This is a genomic window from Hymenobacter citatus (assembly GCF_014333615.1).
GTDB lineage: Bacteria > Bacteroidota > Bacteroidia > Cytophagales > Hymenobacteraceae > Hymenobacter > Hymenobacter citatus.
In genome coordinates this window covers 48,733-67,144 of the sequence record NZ_JACSCY010000010.1, presented here as the reverse complement: position 1 = coordinate 67,144, position 18,412 = coordinate 48,733, and the positions used below count along the sequence as shown (strand labels likewise).

11 protein-coding genes are annotated in these 18,412 nt (G+C 59.4%); 4 read left to right on the top strand and 7 right to left on the bottom strand.

The window, feature by feature from the left end:
• Positions 1 to 32 precede the first annotated feature (32 nt).
• Positions 33 to 3,434, bottom strand: a complete 3,402-nt coding sequence (locus H8B15_RS13335; protein WP_187320187.1) for a DUF7948 domain-containing protein — start codon at positions 3,432 to 3,434, stop codon at positions 33 to 35.
• A 252-nt stretch (positions 3,435 to 3,686) separates the two neighbouring features.
• Between H8B15_RS13335 and H8B15_RS13330 the strand changes: the two genes are divergently transcribed.
• The 4 genes from H8B15_RS13330 (at position 3,687) to H8B15_RS13315 (ending at position 8,447) form a co-directional block, all read left to right on the top strand.
• Positions 3,687 to 4,811 (top strand): endonuclease/exonuclease/phosphatase family protein, encoded by a 1,125-nt coding sequence (locus H8B15_RS13330; RefSeq protein ID WP_187320186.1) that lies wholly within the window; start codon positions 3,687 to 3,689, stop codon positions 4,809 to 4,811.
• Between the two features lie 243 nt (positions 4,812 to 5,054).
• Entirely contained in the window at positions 5,055 to 6,557 is a 1,503-nt protein-coding gene (cysS, locus tag H8B15_RS13325; RefSeq protein ID WP_187320185.1) for a cysteine--tRNA ligase, read from the top strand.
• A 175-nt stretch (positions 6,558 to 6,732) separates the two neighbouring features.
• The gene (locus H8B15_RS13320) at positions 6,733 to 7,755 is read left to right on the top strand and encodes a M28 family peptidase (protein WP_187320184.1); all 1,023 of its coding nucleotides are present in this window, start codon (positions 6,733 to 6,735) and stop codon (positions 7,753 to 7,755) included.
• 113 nt (positions 7,756 to 7,868) lie between these two features.
• Entirely contained in the window at positions 7,869 to 8,447 is a 579-nt protein-coding gene (locus H8B15_RS13315; RefSeq protein ID WP_187320183.1) for an SMI1/KNR4 family protein, read from the top strand.
• A 236-nt stretch (positions 8,448 to 8,683) separates the two neighbouring features.
• Here the strand turns inward: H8B15_RS13315 and H8B15_RS13310 are convergent, their stop codons facing one another.
• The 6 genes from H8B15_RS13310 to H8B15_RS13285 all read right to left on the bottom strand — a co-directional run bounded on the left by H8B15_RS13310 (position 8,684) and on the right by H8B15_RS13285 (position 18,221).
• Positions 8,684 to 9,586, bottom strand: coding sequence for a S66 peptidase family protein (locus tag H8B15_RS13310; RefSeq protein ID WP_187320182.1), 903 nt, complete (start codon positions 9,584 to 9,586; stop codon positions 8,684 to 8,686).
• Between the two features lie 71 nt (positions 9,587 to 9,657).
• Positions 9,658 to 10,593, bottom strand: coding sequence for a hypothetical protein (locus tag H8B15_RS13305; RefSeq protein WP_187320181.1), 936 nt, complete (start codon positions 10,591 to 10,593; stop codon positions 9,658 to 9,660).
• Between the two features lie 103 nt (positions 10,594 to 10,696).
• Complete coding sequence (locus tag H8B15_RS13300) at positions 10,697 to 11,986, bottom strand: P-loop NTPase fold protein (RefSeq protein WP_187320180.1); 1,290 nt, start codon at positions 11,984 to 11,986, stop codon at positions 10,697 to 10,699.
• Positions 11,987 to 11,994: 8 nt separating this feature from the next.
• Positions 11,995 to 13,455, bottom strand: coding sequence for a hypothetical protein (locus tag H8B15_RS13295; protein WP_187320179.1), 1,461 nt, complete (start codon positions 13,453 to 13,455; stop codon positions 11,995 to 11,997).
• Positions 13,456 to 13,489: 34 nt separating this feature from the next.
• Entirely contained in the window at positions 13,490 to 15,205 is a 1,716-nt protein-coding gene (locus H8B15_RS13290) for an amidohydrolase family protein (RefSeq protein ID WP_187320178.1), read from the bottom strand.
• A 103-nt stretch (positions 15,206 to 15,308) separates the two neighbouring features.
• A complete protein-coding gene (locus tag H8B15_RS13285) occupies positions 15,309 to 18,221 on the bottom strand; it encodes a S8 family serine peptidase (RefSeq protein ID WP_187320177.1) in 2,913 nt (970 codons plus the stop codon).
• Between the last annotated feature and the right edge of the window lie 191 nt (positions 18,222 to 18,412).

Here is an 18,412-nt window from a genome sequence, read left to right as displayed (position 1 = left end):
GATAGGCAAGGCTTAATAACCTTGCAACATACTCAACGTCTGACTTCTACCCAACCTTTGGCCGTGCGGCCCGCCGTATCGCGCAGGTGGTAATAGTACACGCCATCGGGCAGATTATCGGCGCGCCAGTCGTTGCGGTACGTCTCGGTTTCGTACACTTTGGTGCCCCAGCGGTTGAACATCTTGAGCGAAGCCGGCTGGCAGCTGAAGCGCGGCACAAAGGTTTCGTTCTTGTTTTCCGAATCGTTGTTGGGGGTGAAAATATTGGGGACGAATACGTCGCCTACCTCCACCGGAGCAAACTGCGTCACCACCACGCAATTGGCGTAGCGAGCTGTCAGCTTCACGCGGTAACTGCCCCCTTTGGTGTACTCGTGGCTGGGGCTGGGGTCAGTGGATTTCGTATTGTCGCCGAAGTCCCACTCATAGCTGCCGCCGGGCAATACTGGCTCAAATTGTACTGTGAACGGCGCCAAGCCCGCATACTGAGGCGCGGCAGTGCATTCGGGCACGTTCAGGGCCACGTTAGAGGCGGAAAGGGGAGTCAGTACCACTTGCTGGCTGCCGGTATTTGCACACCCATCGGGGGTAGCATAGCGGTAGGTGAGGGTGAGATTAGCGCCTTTGCCCTGAGTATCGGGTGGCGTGAACATACCACTCGACGATACGCCCGTGCCAGACCACGTGCCCCCGGCCGGAGAAGCCGCCGGCAGCTGGAAGGCTTGCAGCTGATCGGCGCAAAGCGTAATGACCGGATTGGTGGTGATAGTAGGGAGCGGCTGCACCGTGACGGCCATAGTAGACACCGTGCAGCTCACCGTATCGGCAAGAGAGTAGGTGAGGGTGTGCGTACCCGCACCAGCCCGGCTGGGTGTGAAGCTGTTGTTGGCAACACCAGGACCACTCCAGGTACCGCCGGCTACGTTGGCCGCAAGGGGTAGGGCAGCCGTGCTACTAACGCACATACTGGGCAGGGCCGTGAGGGCAACAGACACGGTGCCCGTTACCACATAACGTACGGTGGTACGACTGACACAGGTGCCTGTAACGGGAGCCGCGTAGGTGAGAAAGTAAGAGCCTGCACTCAGGTTGGCCGGCGAGAACTGGTAGGAGCCCGCGGCAGTCCGTGTCACGCCGGGGCCGCTCCAGGTGCCACCGGCGGGCGTGCCGCCCAACGTCATAGGCGAGGCGCTGGCGCACACGTAGCGCACTGGGCCAGGGTTGGAGCGCACTGGCAGGAAGTCAATTTTAAAGGCTGCATTGTTGCAGTTGCTGCTGCGGTTGGTGCTGGAGTACGTGCTGGCACCAGGCGGAATCGGAAAGCTGGAACTGCCCCCGCAGCCTCCGCACACAGCCTGGTAGACCACACCCCGCTTATCGAAGCGCGAGGTGCCGCCGTCGACGTGCTCACTAGATCGTTGGCCTGTACCTCCGAAGAAGGTAGCATACTCCAGCCGCGTCATGCCCGGCGTAAACTGAGCCAGGTAGAAGTCAGCGCCGTCGGTGTCTTTTTGAATGGCATTGGCCGTTGTAGGCAGACCGTAGGTGTTGCCGCTAAAGTTATTGCCACCGCCCCAGCCACTAATATAAATTCGTTCACACTCATCCACCAGAAAGGCCGTGGGCGAAATATTAGGATTAGCGGCGCCCGAACCGAAGGTGCTGATGTACTCGCTGCGGGTGAGGTCGTGGTTGAGCTTCTGCACAAACTGGTGCCCATTTGCCACGCCGTATACGCCCGCGGTAGCCGTCAGGCGGCCGCGCGTCTGGCCCAGCACATACACATTCTCATCGCCATCGAGCTGTAGAAAATAGGCCTGATCGGTGGAGTTGGTGCCCAGGTAGGTGAGGCGCTCCAGCGTGTTGCCATCGGCGCTGATACGGGCCGCAAATCCGTCGATGTCGCCCTGGCGCGTGGGCAAGTAGCTGCCGGCGGTACCGGGCAGGCCGCTGCTGGCCGTGCCGCCGCATATGAAGACGGCGTGCGCCTTATCTACTTGAATGGAGTAGGCCGCGTCGGTGCCGGTGCCGCCCAGGTAGGTGCTCCACACCAGCGTGCGCAGATCGGGAGAGAACTTGCAGATCACCGCATCGGAAATACCGCCCCCCATGCGACGCTGTAAGCCCGTGGCCGGAAAGTTGTTGCCGGTGGTGGAAGACGCCAGGTACACATTGCCCTCGGCATCGGTGGTGATATCGCCCCGAAACTGGTCGCCGTAGTTCTGTACTAGGCCGTTGGCGAGGCGCTCCAGAATGCCGTCGTTGGCGGAGCTGCCCAGGTAGGTGGAAGCCACCAGCTCGCTCCCGTTAGCGCTGAGCTTCGCAATGATAATGTCGGAACCGCCGGGGTAGTCCAGGCCCGGATCGGGGATGAAGGTGGTACCGCCGTTGTAGGTGCGGTCGTAGGCGCCGGTGCTGGTGGGGAAGTTGCTGGAGCTGGTAGAGCCCAATATCACCAGCTCACCCTGCGGGTTCACTATCAGGCTCTGTGGCACCTCGGCGCCGCTACCTCCTATATAGGTGGCATACAGCCGGGCGGTGCTGCCGCTCACGCTGGTGTTGTATTTGATGATGCCAATGTCGGTATTGCCGCTCCAGGTGGTGCTGTATGCCCCGCGCGACACCGGGAAGCCCAAGTCGAATACCGTACCGCCCGAGTACATGTTGCCCTGCGCGTCGTAGGTGGCCGTGAAGCCCCAGTTGTCGGCCGTAGAGCCGGTGAACGACGAAAATTCCAGGGTGGGGTCGATGATGAGCGGTAGGCGGTGGTCGTACTTGCCCAGCTGAAACGTGAGCGTGTTGCCAGTAAGCACGAAGGCCACGGGTACGGCCACGCGCCGGCCGTTGCGCTCCTGCCAGGCCTGCGGAGCCTGTTCCGTTACATGGCCCACGCTGGTGGTCACAATTAGGTTGCCGTGGTCGAGGCGTAGTTGAGCACCATCGTAGCGCAGGCTGATTTGCTCGGCTTGGGCGCCGGGCTGCACCGTGAAGTCGTATTCCAGTAGCTGGCGGCTGTTCTCATACAAGCGCATGCCAATGCCAGGGTAGAGCTTCTCGTAGCGCACCGTGTGGTAGCCGTGCGCGGCGCTGGCCCAGCGCTCCTCCTGGTTGCTCAAGAAGTAGTTGCGCTGCCCGGCAGTAGGCTCCTCACCGGTCAGCACAGCATCGGGGTTGGCTCCTATAAACTCCACGCTGTAGGCGTGGGCGCGTACCTGGTCGGTCACCTGCCCCGCTACGTGGTCGTGGTGGGCGCGCAGGGCCGCCGGATCTACAAAGGCATAGATGAAGCGGGTAGGGCTCAGAAATAGCCGGCCGGCCGGTAGCTCGGCCGCAAAAATAGCCTGGTCGTTCCATTGCCCACGATTTTCTACAAACTCCAGCGTACGCGCATCTGGTGTAGCCGATGCCAAGGCTGGTAGGGTTCTGAAAATCAAACTAATAAACAGGGTGCACAAGGCAGTGCGTAGGGTAAAAATAAGCATAGGCGGATAGTGGCAAAAACGTAGGTAATGTACGGACAAAAAACTGTTTTCTACCCTTCCCAAAGTCGTCGAAAGATCAGGGTAGTGAAGCCTTGCCTGTAGTCAATCCGCCCCGAAATCCTACCTTTGCCAGCGGACCCGCGCTGCCGGCGCAGGCCTGCTTTTCCGCCGATTTTCGTGGCCTTGTGCCGCGCCGTAGTGCCTGTGCGTCGTTCCTTTGCTTTTAAGTCTACCCTGCTTATCATCCTGTGGGTGCTGGTGGCCATTGCCTGCGTGCAGGTGCCGGCCCGCACCTTCTGGCCCGCTGCATTTGGGGCGCTTACCCTACCCGTAGCATTGGGCTTCAACGTGGGTGCCCTGTTCTACTGGCTGTTGCGTAGCTGGCGGGTGGCAGTGCTGCCGCTGCTGGTGGCAGTGCTCACGTGGCCGCACTTCCAGCGCGGGTTGGCCCTGCACCCACTGCACGTGGTGCCGCCTACCAGTGCGCCGGGCCAGCCGGTGGGCGTGCTGAGCGCCAACGTGCGCATCTTCAATGTATACCCGCAGCTGCGCGATGGTGGCCTGAACTCCTCACGCAAACTGATTAAATGGATTGCCACCAACCCGGCCGATATCATCTGCCTGCAAGAGTTCTACAACGAGCCCAAAGCCACCCAGGATGGCGACGTATTCAACGCCGTGCGGCGCATTGGGCCGGCACAGGGTAGGGAGGTATTTGTGTCGAAATCGTTGACGAATAGCATTGGAGGAGAATTCGGCTTGGCCATTTTCTCGCGCTTTCCGATCGTACATCGGGGTACGGTTTCCTTCGGCAAGCTCACGCAGAACCACGCCATGTTTGCCGACGTGCGCCTACCCTCCGGCGACACAGTGCGGGTATTCAATTTCCACCTGCAAAGCATGAGCATGGAAGAGCGCGACATTGTGGACAGCTACTCCAGCAAGGCCGGCTTCGAGCAGAAAGGCCGGGGGCTGCTGGCCCGCTTCCGGCGTGGCATGGTGGCGCGCAGCGTGCAGATCGACTCGCTCATGCAGCGCTTCGAGCGTAGCCCCTACCCCTTGCTGCTTTGCGCCGACCTCAACGACCTGCCCTACAGCTATAGCTACGACCAGCTGGCCGACCGCTACCAGAACGCCTGGGCCAGCATTGGCAACGGGGTAGGGGCTACCTACAACGGCCGCCTGCCCTTCGTGCGCATCGACAATCAGTTTGTCAGCCCCGAGTGGACCATTGACGACGTGCAGGTGCACCGCGAAATTCCATACTCCGACCACTTTCCCCTCACGGCCCGCTACCGGCTAAACGTGCCGGCCCTGGCAAAGAAGTAGCGTTATGTACCGGCAATTGAACCTTATATACTGTCGAGCTTCGGCTTTATACTACGCAAACTGATTTTTGTACTTGGTTGCGTCAGAAAACAAGAAAAAACAGGACGCTAAAAACGAAATAGCGTCGAAACAGTTAGCAGTGCTTACGCACCAACTATCCAGCAGCAGACCAACCACGACCACCGTGCACAAAATCAGCGTAATCCGCTGAATCAGCAACATCTGCGCTTTACCTTTGCCCTCATGGAGCACCCGCTTTCCCTCTACAATACCCTCACGCGCCGTAAGGCCCCGTTCGAACCCCTGCACGCACCCTTTGTGGGGGTGTATTTGTGCGGCCCTACCGTGTATAGCGAGGCGCACCTGGGTAATGCCCGCGGCCCGGTGGTATTTGATGTGCTGACGCGCTACCTGCGCTACCTCGGCTACACCGTGCGCTACGTGCGCAACATCACCGATGTGGGCCATCTCGAAAGCGACGCCGACGAAGGCGAAGACAAGCTGGCCAAGAAGGCCCGCGCCCAGCAGCTGGAGCCCATGCAGGTGGCCGAAACCTACGCCCACCGCTACCATCACCACATGGCGCAGCTGGGCAACCTGCCGCCCGATATCGAGCCCCGCGCCTCGGGCCATATCACCGAGCAAATCACGATGATTGAGGAAATCATTGCCAACGGGTTTGCCTACGAGGTGAACGGCTCGGTGTATTTCGACGTGCCTACCTATAATGAGAGCCACAACTACGGCAAGCTCTCCAACCGCAACATCGACGAGCTGCTGGCCGGCACCCGCGACAACCTGGCGGGCCAGGGCGAGAAACGCTCCCCGCTGGATTTTGCGCTCTGGAAAAACGCCTCGCCCGAGCACATCATGCGCTGGCCCTCGCCCTGGGGCGAAGGCTTTCCTGGCTGGCACCTGGAGTGCTCGGCCATGAGCCGCAAGTACCTGGGCAAGGAGTTCGACATTCACGGTGGTGGGCTGGACCTGATGTTTCCGCACCACGAGTGCGAAATTGCCCAGAGCCAAGCCAGCCACTCGCACACCGACGAGTCGCAGGTGTGGATGCACAACAACATGATTACGGTGAACGGCACGAAGATGAGCAAGTCGACGGGCAACTTCATCACCCTCACTGACCTGTTTGCGGGCACCACTGAGGCGCTGTCGCAAGTGTTTTCGCCCATGGTGGTGCGCTTCTTCCTGCTGCAAGCCCACTACCGCTCGCCTGTAGACGTGACCGAGGAAGGCTTGCAAGCCGCCGGCAAAGGCTACCGCAAGCTAATGAACGGTCTGCGCCTGCTCGACAAGCTGGCCCTACCCGAAGGTACCGAGCGCGCCGCCGACACCGAGAAGGCCGACGCTGAATTGCGCAAGCTAACAGCCGACTGCTTCGTGGGTCTTAACGACGACCTGAACACGGCCCGCTGCGTGGCCAGTCTGTTTAATCTGCTGCGCAAGCTGAACGGCTACGGTGCCAATCTGGCTACCCTCGCCAACGTGAGCGAGGCCGAGTTGCAGGAAACTACAGCGTCCTACCGTGCGTTGGTGACCGACATTCTGGGCCTGGCCGACGAGCCCCGCGCCGACGCCGAGCAACTGCTGCACCTCACGCTGCACTTCTACCAGGAGGCCAAAGCTGCCAAAGACTACGCAAAAGTGGACGAAATCCGGGCCGCGCTCAAAGAGCAAGGCATTGTGGTGAAAGACACCAAAGCCGGCGTTGATTGGGCGTACAGCGAAGAGTAGGTTTGCCGTTGAAGCCAAAGTTGAAGTTGTAAACTGGAACGTCATTTCGACCAGCGGGAGAAATCTCGCGTGCTCCCGGTAATTTCCTGCCAATTGAATTAGTATGGCACGCGAGATTTCTCCCGCTGGTCGAAATGACGTTCTGGCTTGATAACGTTCTTATTTTTATTACCCCATGACCCAAAAATTCTCTTGGCTGGCCCCCGCGCTGGCGTTGCTGCTGCTCGTAACGGGTTGTAAGAAAGACAACCAGGCCGAAACCATCGCTACCGCGCCCGAAACGCCCGCCCTACCCAAAGCCCCAGCTTTCAACGCCGACTCGGCCTACGCCTACACGGCTCGGCAGGTAGCGTTTGGTCCGCGTGTGCCCAACTCCAAAGCTCACGTAGCTACCGGCAACTGGATTGGGGACAAGTTCAAAAGCTTCGGGTTGAGCGTGCGCGAGCAGCCGTTTGAGGCCATGGCCTTCGATGGCAAAATGCTGCGCAGTCGCAACATCATTGCCCAGTTCAACCCGCAGGCCGGGCGCCGCGTGGCCGTGTTTGCCCACTGGGACACGCGCCCCTTTGCCGACAAGGACAAAGAGAAGAAGAATGCCCCGCTCGATGGGGCCAGCGACGGCGCCAGCGGCGTAGGCATTGCCCTGGAAATGGCCCGCCAACTCAGCATGCAGCCCGATAGTTTGGAGCCCAACGTAGGCGTCGATTTCATCCTGTTCGACTCCGAAGATTACGGCTACGACGAATCGACCCAAAGCGAGCTGAAAAACCGCATCACCGACGGCACCGACAGCTGGTGCCTGGGCTCGCAGTACTGGGCCAAAAACAAAGTGCCGGCCAACTATAACCCCAGCTTCGGGATTCTGCTGGACATGGTAGGCGCCCAGAACGCCAAGTTCAGCCGCGAGGAGCTGTCGGTGCAAAACGCCAAGGACGTGGTAGATAAGGTGTGGAACAACGCCTCCAACCTCGGCTACTCCGACTACTTCCTGTTCCAGAGCGCCCCCGGCATCGACGACGACCACGTGTACACCAACCAGGCCGGCGTGCGCACCATCGACATCATCGACCACCTACCCGTGGGCGACGAGTACTTCCCCGCCTACCACCATACTACCCTCGATAACATGGACATCATCGACAAGCGCACGCTCAAAGCCGTGGGCCAAACCGTGCTGACTACGATTTACGGGGAGTAGGTGTCATTCCGAGCGCAGCGATGAATCTGAGTGAAGGCGTGAGTTTTGAGAAAATTTTGGTTTGTTATGTGGGTCTTGGTAACGTAAGTTGCCAAGACCTATTTTTTATCTAAATGATGACACCTGCTGGATTTGTAGAAAGCTGGAACCAAGGCGTGGAAGATGAACATAATGGCTTGGTCGCTCCTACAGCGGCGGCTTTAGAAGGCGTAAACATTCCTGATGAAGCACGTGAATTTTTATTGCAGGCCGGCTTGCCATACTCCGCGGCTCCTTTTGTGGATTTTGGCTACGATTTAAAGGAGACACACATTAAAACACTAGCAGAAGTCTGCGGTATTACAGATACAGTGGCTCATCAGCTATACTATATAGGTAGTACAGGAAGTGGTGATCCTATTTGCATCAGTAGCACAGGCAAAATCTGGTTTTTCAACCACGACAATGATTTTGAGCCATTCTTCATCAATTCTTCCATAGCTCAACTCGCAGCTTGTTTGCTGCTGTATCGCCAGCTACTTATTTTGCCTAAGCATTTATGGGGTAAAGAGAATAGTTTGGAGTTTCAGCAATGGCAACCTGCTTCAGAGGAATTTGCTAAGCAGGTAAAGCAGATAGACCCAGAAGCATATCCTACGTCGCATCGGATTAAGCGAGGCTACGACTGTATGTGGCCAATGGAAAATCAATAAGTAACTCACGTGACGAAGTGGCTGCGTAGCGGCCGTAGGTTTGTAGAAAACCAATGGCTCTAGTCAACCGCGCCGCGTAGCGGTGCAAGAGACGTATGGTTTTCTTGCACCGCTACGCGGCGCGTCCCATACTTTCCGGTGTACTACAAACCTATAGCCGCTACGCGGCCACTACTCCACATGAGCTGAATAATTAAACGAACATTTCCCGGGCCTCGGACGCGTGCAACGCGCCCCTACACGTACGTCAACTGTGCACCTTCTGCTTCAACCTCCAGCCGCGCCCGGCGACCCACTACCAGCGCCATATTCTCAGGCTCGTGGCCTACCGGGAAGCCGTATGCCACCGGAAAAGCATACTTGCTGGCGTAGGTGGCAATGATTTCCTCCGGCGTTTGCCCGAAGGGCACCGTATTGTCCTGCGGCGCCGAGAAATGACCGACTACCAAGCCCGCCAGATGGCGCAGCTTGCCAGTGCGGTCGAGGTGCACCAGCATCCGGTCGATGCTGTAGAGATACTCCTCCACGTCTTCTAGAAACAGGATGCGCCCGGCCGTAGACACGTCGGAAGCCGTGCCGGTGATGGTTTGCAGCAGACTGAGGTTGCCGCCTACCAGCTCGCCTTCGGCCATGCCTAGCCGGTTGAGCGGGTGCGCCGGCACAGCATACGAAACCGGTTCCCCGAACAGCGTCCGTCGCAGGCTTTCCAACGAAGCCTCGCCGCCCGCCTGATGGAAAAGCAGCGGCATCACGCCGTGGATGCTGGCATGGCCCAGAGCCAGCAAATGGCAGTTCAGGGCCGTGATGTCGCTGAAGCCGGCTACCCATTTGGGGTTGGCGGCGAAACCGGAAAAGTCTACCTGGTCGAGGATGCGGGTAGTACCGTAGCCACCCCGCGCCACCAGAATGGCGCGGATATCGGGGCGGTCCAGCATCTGCTGCAAATCCTGGCGGCGCACCTCATCGGAGCCACCAAATTGATTGGCAGCTACGTTGGTAGAGGCACCCAGCACTACTTCCAGCCCCCACGCAGTGAGGGTAGCAACGGCGGCGGCCAGCTCCTCGTGCGAGGCTTTGCGGGCGGTGCAAACAATAGCTACCCGGTTGCCGGGGCGTAAGGCAGGAGGTAGGGTAGACATGGCATAGTGGCTGATTCGGCACAAACCTACTCAACAAACCAGGGATGCGGTCCGAAAAGTTAGTTGAAATTCTACGCCAGTAGCCCGACGTTCATCTCGTAAAGCTGCTCCAACAGGCTCACCTCCACCTGTTGGTTGAGCGCTATAAATTCTACATCGGCTACCAAGCCTTTGTTGAAAATGGACTGTTGAGCGGCTTGCTTTCTGGCTGCTGTCAACTCATCATGCTGGGCATATTCTTTCCGTAGCCGCTGGGTAAACTCTGTTCGGTTGATGGGCAGCGGTGCACCAGGCTGCTGACGGATTTCTTCCAGCAGCAACAACAGCTGAAAGGCCTGCAGCTGGCAAGTAACCGGAAAGAGAAACAGTTTCGGCAACGTACTGGTCACTGGCTGCCCATCCGGAGCTTGCGTGTTGTTGCGGACCAGCGCGCACAATTGACTGTGCTGCACCCGCGCCCTGCTATTAAACCGCTTGATCTGACGCGGTGCCATACCCAGGCGCTTCTGCATCTGTTGGTGCGCTTCGAGTTTGAGAAGTGCGTTCAGTATCTCCGATTCTATCACCTGAGGAACCGGCGCTTTGTCGGGTTCGTGGCGGTACTGCCACCAAGCGCTACCACCGGCCGTTAGGGCGGCGGTTAGCGTAACAAGCAGCAGGGCCTGCCACACTGGCCGGCTAAGGCTCGAGGCTAGGGTAGGCACAGGGCCGGCCAGCTGTGTCAGGCGGGTTGGTTCCGGGCGGGCAGTAGGAGCAGGCGAGGCTTGCTTCGGTGACATTTCGGTGGGCGTTGACTCAGGAGTGGCAGGCAAGGTTTGGACAGCAGGGGTAGAAGTCAGGGTGAGCAGCTCTTTTTGCAGTCGGGCTTCTGTAACTTGCTGCGTCAGCTCAGCAATTCGCTCGTCGGCCTGTTCCTTTTTCTGCCGCCTTACCACTTCCTGCGCGTGCTGCGCAACGCGCTGCTGGATGCCGGGTTGAAGGCCAGCGTAAAAAATAACAGCCAGCATGGCCCCCGCCAGCAAACCAGCCAGACACTTCCTGTATCGGCCAAGAAATAGCGCACCGGCACGCAGCGCATCCAGCAGCCTTTTCAAGGCTGCTTTTCTTGTCTTAAGAAGCAGAAGTAGCTGTTTCATACAAGGAATTGATATTGCGGCCCTGCAGACTAGGAATATTTACCGTCAGATCAACCAGCTTGGATAAGTAGTTGGCGGCCAGCAGTTGAGCCACGGCGGGAGCCAGCTGCTGGGTAGGGTCGAGGGCGGGGCCGAGCACCCGCACCACTTCAGGCACATTCATGGCCAGCACGAAGTAAAGTTTCGCGCCTGACGCGCCACCGTTGCGGTAGTCCACGGCGCTGGTGACAATAAAATTGAGGGTTTCAAGCAACTCCAGCACCCGCGAGCCGGAAATCCGGTCAATGTCATCCACAAAAATGAGTAGTGTTTCATCGGCCGCATCCTGGATGATGGTTCTAAAATCCCGCTGATAGCGCTGCCGCAAGCCTGCCGGACCTTGAGCCATTTCGTACTGCTGCTTGTACGGAACGAGTTGCAACAGCGGCTTCATTAGCTCGGGCATACTGCGTAGAGCCGCCACCACCGAGCCCACTACCGTGAAGATGGCAAACAACCCGGCCGGGTCGCCCCAGGATTTGCTCGTGCTTTGCTTGTCGCTGGGCAGTGCGTCGGGTAGGTGGCGGAGCACGTAAAAAGGGGCGTGCAGCGCCGCCGCCAAACTTTGTCCAATTCCCGATTGCCGAAAAGCCAGCAGCAGCGCATCAAGCCCCAGATACTGGCTGGCGTCGCGTACCAATACCCACAGCGTGAGTAGCAATACGGGTAGGGCAAGGCCCAGCAAACCGGCTCGGTAGAAGGTAGTCCAGAAGCCTATTCCGCGCAGGTTTTTTCGAATTTGCTTCCACCGGAAGCGCCAATCATTAAGCTCTTCCAAAATCTTCTGCAAAAACGCAGTCAGCAGCTGGTCCTCCTGCTGGAAGTGCCACACATTGATATCCACGGCTTTGAACCGGACCTTCTTTATCCGCAGCTCTTCTTCGATCTGCTGCATCACGGAGCTTTTGCCTGAGCCCCACCCGCCCGACAGCGCAATCGTATAGGGCTCTTTGGTGCGGGGGTGCGTGAGTAAGTTCACCAGCACCGGGGCTATACCTAGTTGCAGGCTGTCTATTTTCGAGGGCTGGTCAGGCTGGCCGGCAGCGGCCTCAACCGCCGCCGCGTCCTGTTGCTCAGATAGGGCGTTGCTTTGTCGGCGCACGCGGCGCAGCTGCCGTGCCAGCCATGTCGCGTAGCCAGCCCACACCAGTAGGGCGACCACCAGGCAATAGAGGAGCAAAGGCGGTGAAGGCGCTTCGATCTGAAAAACGGGTAGAGCAACCATAAGCTTATTTACATAGCTGTGGTGGAGCGCCCAGTGTCTTGCCTGCTACTGCGGCGCGGCTTTTTGGAAACGGGCTGTTGACTTACCGGATTGGTTTCTTGTTGCGCCTGCTTTACAGGCAGCTGTTGACTTGCTGGAGTATCGCGCCGTTGCCGCTGACTGCCGGGTACTGTATCCGCTGTCGTCTGGTTGGGTCGTTTAGTTGGTAGCGCTTCTGGCAACTTCGTGGGGCGCGAGTTGGTATCCGCCGTTTTTTTGCCGGCCGCCGGATTCTTTGCCGCCCCGCGTGGGGTGACACCTACCTCACTGGACTTGCTAGTAGGGGGCTTTATGGCCGATTTTGGCAATAATTCCAACTTCGGAGTAACCGATTTGCCGGTACTGCTGCCAGCGAACGGGCGTGCGGCGGCAGCCAGCAGCTTTACGCTCTGCTGAAACAGTTGCGTTGGGCTAACGCCCAGGAAGGCGCCTGTGCTATCGAGCTGCGCCGCTGACGTGATGTTGCGGAAGAAAGCCCGCGCTCCTATATCAGTGCCAGAGGTATCATGGCCTACCCAGTTGCCAAGCCGGTCTACTGCCAGCAAACTCCCGGTAGCCCCCAGGCCGCACCAAACCGCGGATGCTCGCAAAGGAGTATGCCACGGATAAAAAAAGCCGTTCTGCGCCGACTCATCTATAAACTCCCTGTTTGTGGTATCTGCAGTAGGAATAAAGATATGATACGCCCCCTGGCGCGTAACGAAGCGAAACTGGGCAAATGCGCTGTCTGAGCTAACATATACTCCCGTCTCAATGGGCTCCCTGGCAATGGATAGGGCAGATGCCGGAAAAGACGCTGGCAGCACGGGCAACGGCCTTCGTACCCAGTCCCGGCCGCCGTTGTTGGTACGGTATACCTGCCCAGCTTCTGTAATAACAACCGCAACCTGGCCCCGCTTGTCGACTACCACGCTAGGCCGCTGCCTCGATACTAGCTGGGGTTGCTGCGCCGGGTCGGTGGGCGGCGGGGGTAGCGCGCGCGGCAGCGCCTCCACCGGCCGTAGCAGCGAGTCGTAGACCTGTACTGTGCCGTTGTCGCCCACCAGCAGGACCTTGCCGCCCCAGTCCAGGGCAATAGCGCGGGCGCGGGCCGAGTCTACGCCCAGCGCGTGGTGCTGCCAGCCGTGGCTGGTGTCGGCAGGCTGAAACAGCAACTCCGCTTGGCCGTCGGCGGGGCGGTAGGCCAATATCCAGCGCAGGGTGCCGGGCCGCACGCCTACCTGCCGAAAGCGGTAGCCAACTAGGGGTGCGCGCCGAGCTTGGGGCCGTCGTAGCTCTTGGTACAGCAGCGCCGGTAGTAGCAGCACCAGCAGCAAGGTACCTACGCCCAGCAGCCAAGGCACCCGCCGCCGTAGGCGGTCGTGTTCTATTACTAATTCCCCAACAGTTTTTGAGGTGGGAGCATATTCAGAGACGGGAGCAGCGGCCATACAACGTGATACTAAAGCAGACGCAAAGCAGCAGTTAGCCCCACCATTCTTCCAGAAACTGCCGTCCGTTGGCGTAGAAGAGCTGTTCCAGCACCAGCTCCACATCGGGTACACCATTGGAGCGGGGTAGTAGCTCGCCTACCTGGGGGCGCAGCTTGCGGTAGGCTTTTTCGGCTTTCGGGAAATACTCGTGCAATTCCTGCCGGAAGCCCGGTAGCTGCTCCACGGTGCGAGCGGCTTTGATGGAGTCGATGAGCCCGTCGTAGTCAGAACCCAGGCACACGTAGTCCCAGGCCGGACGCGGCGCGGCCGGGCGCATGGCCTGCACCACGGCTACTACGTGCAGCACGTTGAGACAAAACAGGTACAGCTCACGAGTGCGGCGGCTGGCCTGCCCCAGTACTTCCTGCCCCGATAGCGCTACTTCCACGCCGGGGGGCGTGGCCGCTTCTTCCACCTCCGGCAAGGGGGGTAGTGCTGGGCTCAGGTCGGGAAAGTAAGCCGCAAAGTCCTCCCGTGAGAAGTAGTCGTAGTCGCGGTCGGGGCCGGCGGCATTGCGCTGTGTTAAGCTTTGGTAGCCTAGAATGCGGGCATCTAGGCTGATACCTATCAGGCCGTCGCTCCCAGCAATTTCTTCAATGTCCTCATCAAACAGACCAATACTGGCGGCGTTAAAAAACACGTTTTCCTTGAGCAACCCTTCCTTGAACTGCCCGGCCCTCACCCGGTTGAAGCGTAGCCGGACACTGAATGGATTAGCCGCCTCTACCCCATACTCAACCAACTGGCCGCGCAGCTGCCGCCGCCGGAAGCCCGTTACGCCCATGTGCGTTGCCACAATGGGCCAGGTAGTGGGCGGCGCGAATTCCGCGGCGGGTGGCTGGGCCAGCAGCTCACGGCGGTAGGCGTAGAACTGCTCCCGGCCACGGGCGCTCATGTGCTTTATGTCGATAAGAATAGGAAAGTCATTGGTTTTTAAGTTTATGCAGGCTCGCACCACGTCTTTGCCCAACTGGGTGAGGCCCCCAAACTGAGGCCGCGCCGCGGGCATGTTCTTCACTAGCTTAAAGCCGAAGGCGTGGCTGCACAGCGGCTGCTCCGGAATGTGGGAGAGATGCGTTAGAGTGAGATAGAGGAAATCGAGGGTAGGGTCTTGGCGGTATTTTTCCACCTGCGCCACCGGGCTAAGCGAGCCCACCAGTTGCCGAATGCGGCGCTGGCTCAGCGAATGGCCGCCCTCAATGGCCAGCACCAGATTCAGCTTGTTGGGGTCCAGTTGGTTGGCTACCGGCTGCTGCGCTTTACGGGTTAGCAGGTGGATGGGGTGGCGCAGCCCCGGTTCTTGTACCACCCACTGATAGAAAGCAATTTCTTTATCGAGTAGCTGGGCGTAGCTGCCCTCACCTTTGTTGACAAACTCCACGAAGCGGCTGTCGAGCATGGCCACTACGTCGCGGTGCAGCACTTCCAACTCCAGCAGCTTCAGCAGGCCCTGGCGACTAGCAAATACGTACTCCATAGCCAGCACGGCCGCCACGCCCAGCCGGATGGCCTGGGCAGGCTTGCCGGCCAGCGTCTGCGCCACGCTAGCCTGATTTTCCAGAATGTGACCCACCAGCGCGTCCAGCACACGGCCAGGCCCCGGCAGCCGCACCGGCAGCGTACAATTGCTATTGTGCCGGGCTGCATCGTCAAATTGAGTCACGTACCGCTTAAAAAGCGGATGAAAGTGAAAGTCGAATGTATGCATGGGAAACAGAATGAGACTTTCTGAGGCGAACGTGAGGTCATCTTACCTGCTTAGCGCATGACTGCCTATTTGCGGCTTTGAGCATAGCTTAGCGGGACTTTAGCTAATAATTGGGTTTTGGGCGCTGCTGCATCTCCTGCAGGGCACACAGGCGGGTGTAGGCCGCGTTGGGGGTAGGGTCGGGACCGGAGGCGGTTTCTAAGGCACTGGTAGCCCGGTGCAGCCCGCTATAGCTTTCCAACGTTTGGGCCCACTGTTGGGCTGGGGCGCTAAGTGTAGGCAGGCTAGCCGCTGCTACCTCTTGCGACCGGCCGGCTACACTGGGGCCAGCCGTGGGCAGCTCGAGCGTACTGCCTAGCCACTGCTGCCAGTCCCGGTATTCCAACTCTCTTACAGCTAGTGGCTGCTTCACAGTGGCTTTTTCCAGACCCGGTGCCCCTGTGTAGGCGTGGCGTAGCTCGCCCGGATCGGGCAGACGCAGTTTGAGGAGCGCTCCAATATGGAGAATGCCCGCCCCGAACTGCCCAGCCGGTAGGTTGGGTGCAGGCCGGGCCGAGCGCTGCACACTTAGCCGGAACGCCTCTACCCGCTGCCAGGCCTGAGGATATTTTTCCCCAATCTCCTGTTCGTTTTTGGCCAGCCACAACATAGCTGCGGCGGCCACATGCGGGGTGGCGTAGCTGGTACCGTTGCCGTAGCCCATGTCTTCGCGGCCGTCGCCGGTGAGGATGGGCACGTACACGTCGCCGCCCGGCGCGGTGATGTCTACTGCTGGCCCGCGGCAGCTACCGGGCCAGGGGGCATCGGCGGGGTTGGAGGCGGCTACGCAAATGACGCCGGGGTACTGGCCGGGTGCTACAACCAGCTTTACTTGGTTGCCGGCAGCACAAGTCCAGATAATGCCCCGCTCGTACACTGTGCGAGCTAAGTCAGCCAGGATGGCGTTGCCCAGCGTGCCCATGCTCATGGTTAGCACGTGGCAGCCATGGTCGAGAGCGAGTTGCACAGCTCGCGCCACCCGCTTCACGCTGCCCAACAAGATAACCGACCGTGCTACCCGGAAGGGAATTAGGCGCACACGGGTTGTGTAGCCGCCAGCACACAGTTCATGCAATAACCCAAAATTGCCTTCGTGGGCGGCGTCTACCTGGCTATCGGCGGCGCCTATTAGCAGGCTACCCGTGCGGGTGCCGTGGCCCGGAAAGTCGGCAAAACCGCGCTGGAGTGGGTCGCGGGCGTCGTTATCGTCGTCGATGGCGTCGTAATCGGCGTCGAGATTGTAGCCAGTTCGCACCTTAGAGTGGTCGGAGTAGCCGGTGTCGAGCTGCACCAGTCGCAGGCCGGCCAGGGCCCGCAGCCCTTCTGCCTTGAGCTGCGCAGCCACCGAGCTGACATCGTAGCCCGCAGCCCGCTGGCTCCAGCGGCGGATTTCGAGCAAGTCGGCGGGTTGGCTGGGGTTTAAGTTTTTCAGCCATACGCTCTTTTTCAGCCAGGTAGCCAGAAACCGACTTTCATCCCACTCACTTCGGCCGCTGCTGCTTTCCCAGGTTTTTAGCCCCTGCGTCGTGCGTAGGTCAGCGGCTACATCGGTGGGACTGGCGGCCAGGTAGCGCGGCAGGTCAGGTACGGCTTCTTCTACGCCATCGAGCCCTTCCAATTGCGCTGCTATCGTCCAGGGTTGCTGCATGCCCGGCACGGTCACTACCAAGTAGGCACGCAGGCGCGACGCCGTTTCTTCCGCTACCAGCTCTTCTATCTGCGCCCCCGGCAGTCGTTGCTGGAGCGCGGCCCGCACGTGCGCCCGTACCGGTTGCTGGCTGCTTACCCGTACCAGGAAATCCACGGTTTCGCCGGCCGCAGCTGGCCGGCTGGTCGGGGGAATGGTCCCGCCAACCAGAGGTGGGAGCGTAACAGGTAGTACTCCACTGTCAGCCGGCAGGGTAGGCAGCTGGGCGGTCTGGCGCTGTATGGCGGCTACCAACTGGTTTTTGCGGCCACTCATAGCAGGCGGCACCGAAGCCTGGGTGATGAAATCGACCAGCCGGCTGACGCGTACGCCCTGATTGGCAATCCAGTCTACGGCATCGTCGCCGTCGGCCTCCTGCCAGGGCTGACCGTCGCGGCGTAGCACCCGGCCCTGCTCGTTGAGACGGGGCACGCTGGCGCGGTGTAGAGCAATGGCCTCACCAGTGCCCAAGCCAATCACCAGTCCACCGCTGGAGCCTTCGAGCGTATCGCTTTCGTAAAATAGGTGCTTGTCGGCGTCGGGCTGGTTGGTGACGAGCAGCAGCCGGGTGTCGCGCAGGGTTATCTTTTTGTAGTCGCCGCGCGGGTGTTGTATCACTAAGCAGTTTTCTGACTCTATCACTTTGCCGCCACCTCCATCCAGTGGCACAAAGCCGTAGTCGCTCAACGGCTTGCCTTCCTCACTTACGCTTTCCACGGCCACTACGGCAAAGTCCAGTTCCACTTCCTCTTCTGCAGAGGTAGTTTCGCGCGGAGTCAGGTAGAAGAGGTCGGGGCGCAGGCCAAACGTCTGGCCATTTTGAGGTTTGCCCTCAGCGCTACGCTCGTAGCCCAGCATCAGGCTGCTCCCCTGGGCCACGGCGGCATTGGGCAATACGTGGTGGTTGGTTAGTAGTAGTCCATCGCCAATCAGCCAGCCAGTGCCCAGGCCCTGCCCAGCTGGCAGCACCACGCGCCCCACAGCTTTGGAAAACTTCACCAGCTTTTCCAGCAGACAGGCTTCCTGCAAATCCAGCTGACTACCCATCATGCGCTCCTGGGCGCGGCTAAAAGCGGCGGTCCGTCCGCCGGGCAGCCACGCTTCGTGGGCTATTTCCCGGCTCAGGCGGGCCCGCAGCCGTGCTGGGTCGGGCGATACTTCCTCCAAGGATGCCAACCCCTGCCGATGCAGCCGAGCCATATGCCGGACCTGATCGATTTCTGGAGCAAAACGCTGGTATTCCGCGGCGGCCGACTGCGCAATAGCCCAGCTAGAACGAATGATTGCCATAGAAAAAGAAATAGAGCCTAAACCATCAAGCTAGTAGTGTGTAATGTGTAAGAGCATAGTGCCACTTGCTCGCATTGGGGTATTATGCGTCTTTTGTCACAACTCAGAGCAGCCATCAGAAGCATAATAGGTAGCGTAAGATTCGCTATTTGAAAGAGATATGAATGCGTGCCAGCACTGAATCTAGTGCC

Excerpts from the sequence above, each read along its gene's own strand:
- cysS (WP_187320185.1), top strand. The coding sequence starts at position 5,055 with ATGGAGCACCCGCTTTCCCTCTACAATACCCTCACGCGCCGTAAGGCC.
- H8B15_RS13320 (WP_187320184.1), top strand. The coding sequence starts at position 6,733 with ATGACCCAAAAATTCTCTTGGCTGGCCCCCGCGCTGGCGTTGCTGCTG.
- H8B15_RS13315 (WP_187320183.1), top strand. The coding sequence starts at position 7,869 with ATGATGACACCTGCTGGATTTGTAGAAAGCTGGAACCAAGGCGTGGAA.
- H8B15_RS13310 (WP_187320182.1), bottom strand. The coding sequence starts at position 9,586 with ATGTCTACCCTACCTCCTGCCTTACGCCCCGGCAACCGGGTAGCTATT.
- H8B15_RS13305 (WP_187320181.1), bottom strand. The coding sequence starts at position 10,593 with ATGCTGGCTGTTATTTTTTACGCTGGCCTTCAACCCGGCATCCAGCAG.
- H8B15_RS13300 (WP_187320180.1), bottom strand. The coding sequence starts at position 11,986 with ATGGTTGCTCTACCCGTTTTTCAGATCGAAGCGCCTTCACCGCCTTTG.
- H8B15_RS13295 (WP_187320179.1), bottom strand. The coding sequence starts at position 13,455 with ATGGCCGCTGCTCCCGTCTCTGAATATGCTCCCACCTCAAAAACTGTT.
- H8B15_RS13290 (WP_187320178.1), bottom strand. The coding sequence starts at position 15,205 with ATGCATACATTCGACTTTCACTTTCATCCGCTTTTTAAGCGGTACGTG.
- H8B15_RS13285 (WP_187320177.1), bottom strand. The coding sequence starts at position 18,221 with ATGGCAATCATTCGTTCTAGCTGGGCTATTGCGCAGTCGGCCGCCGCG.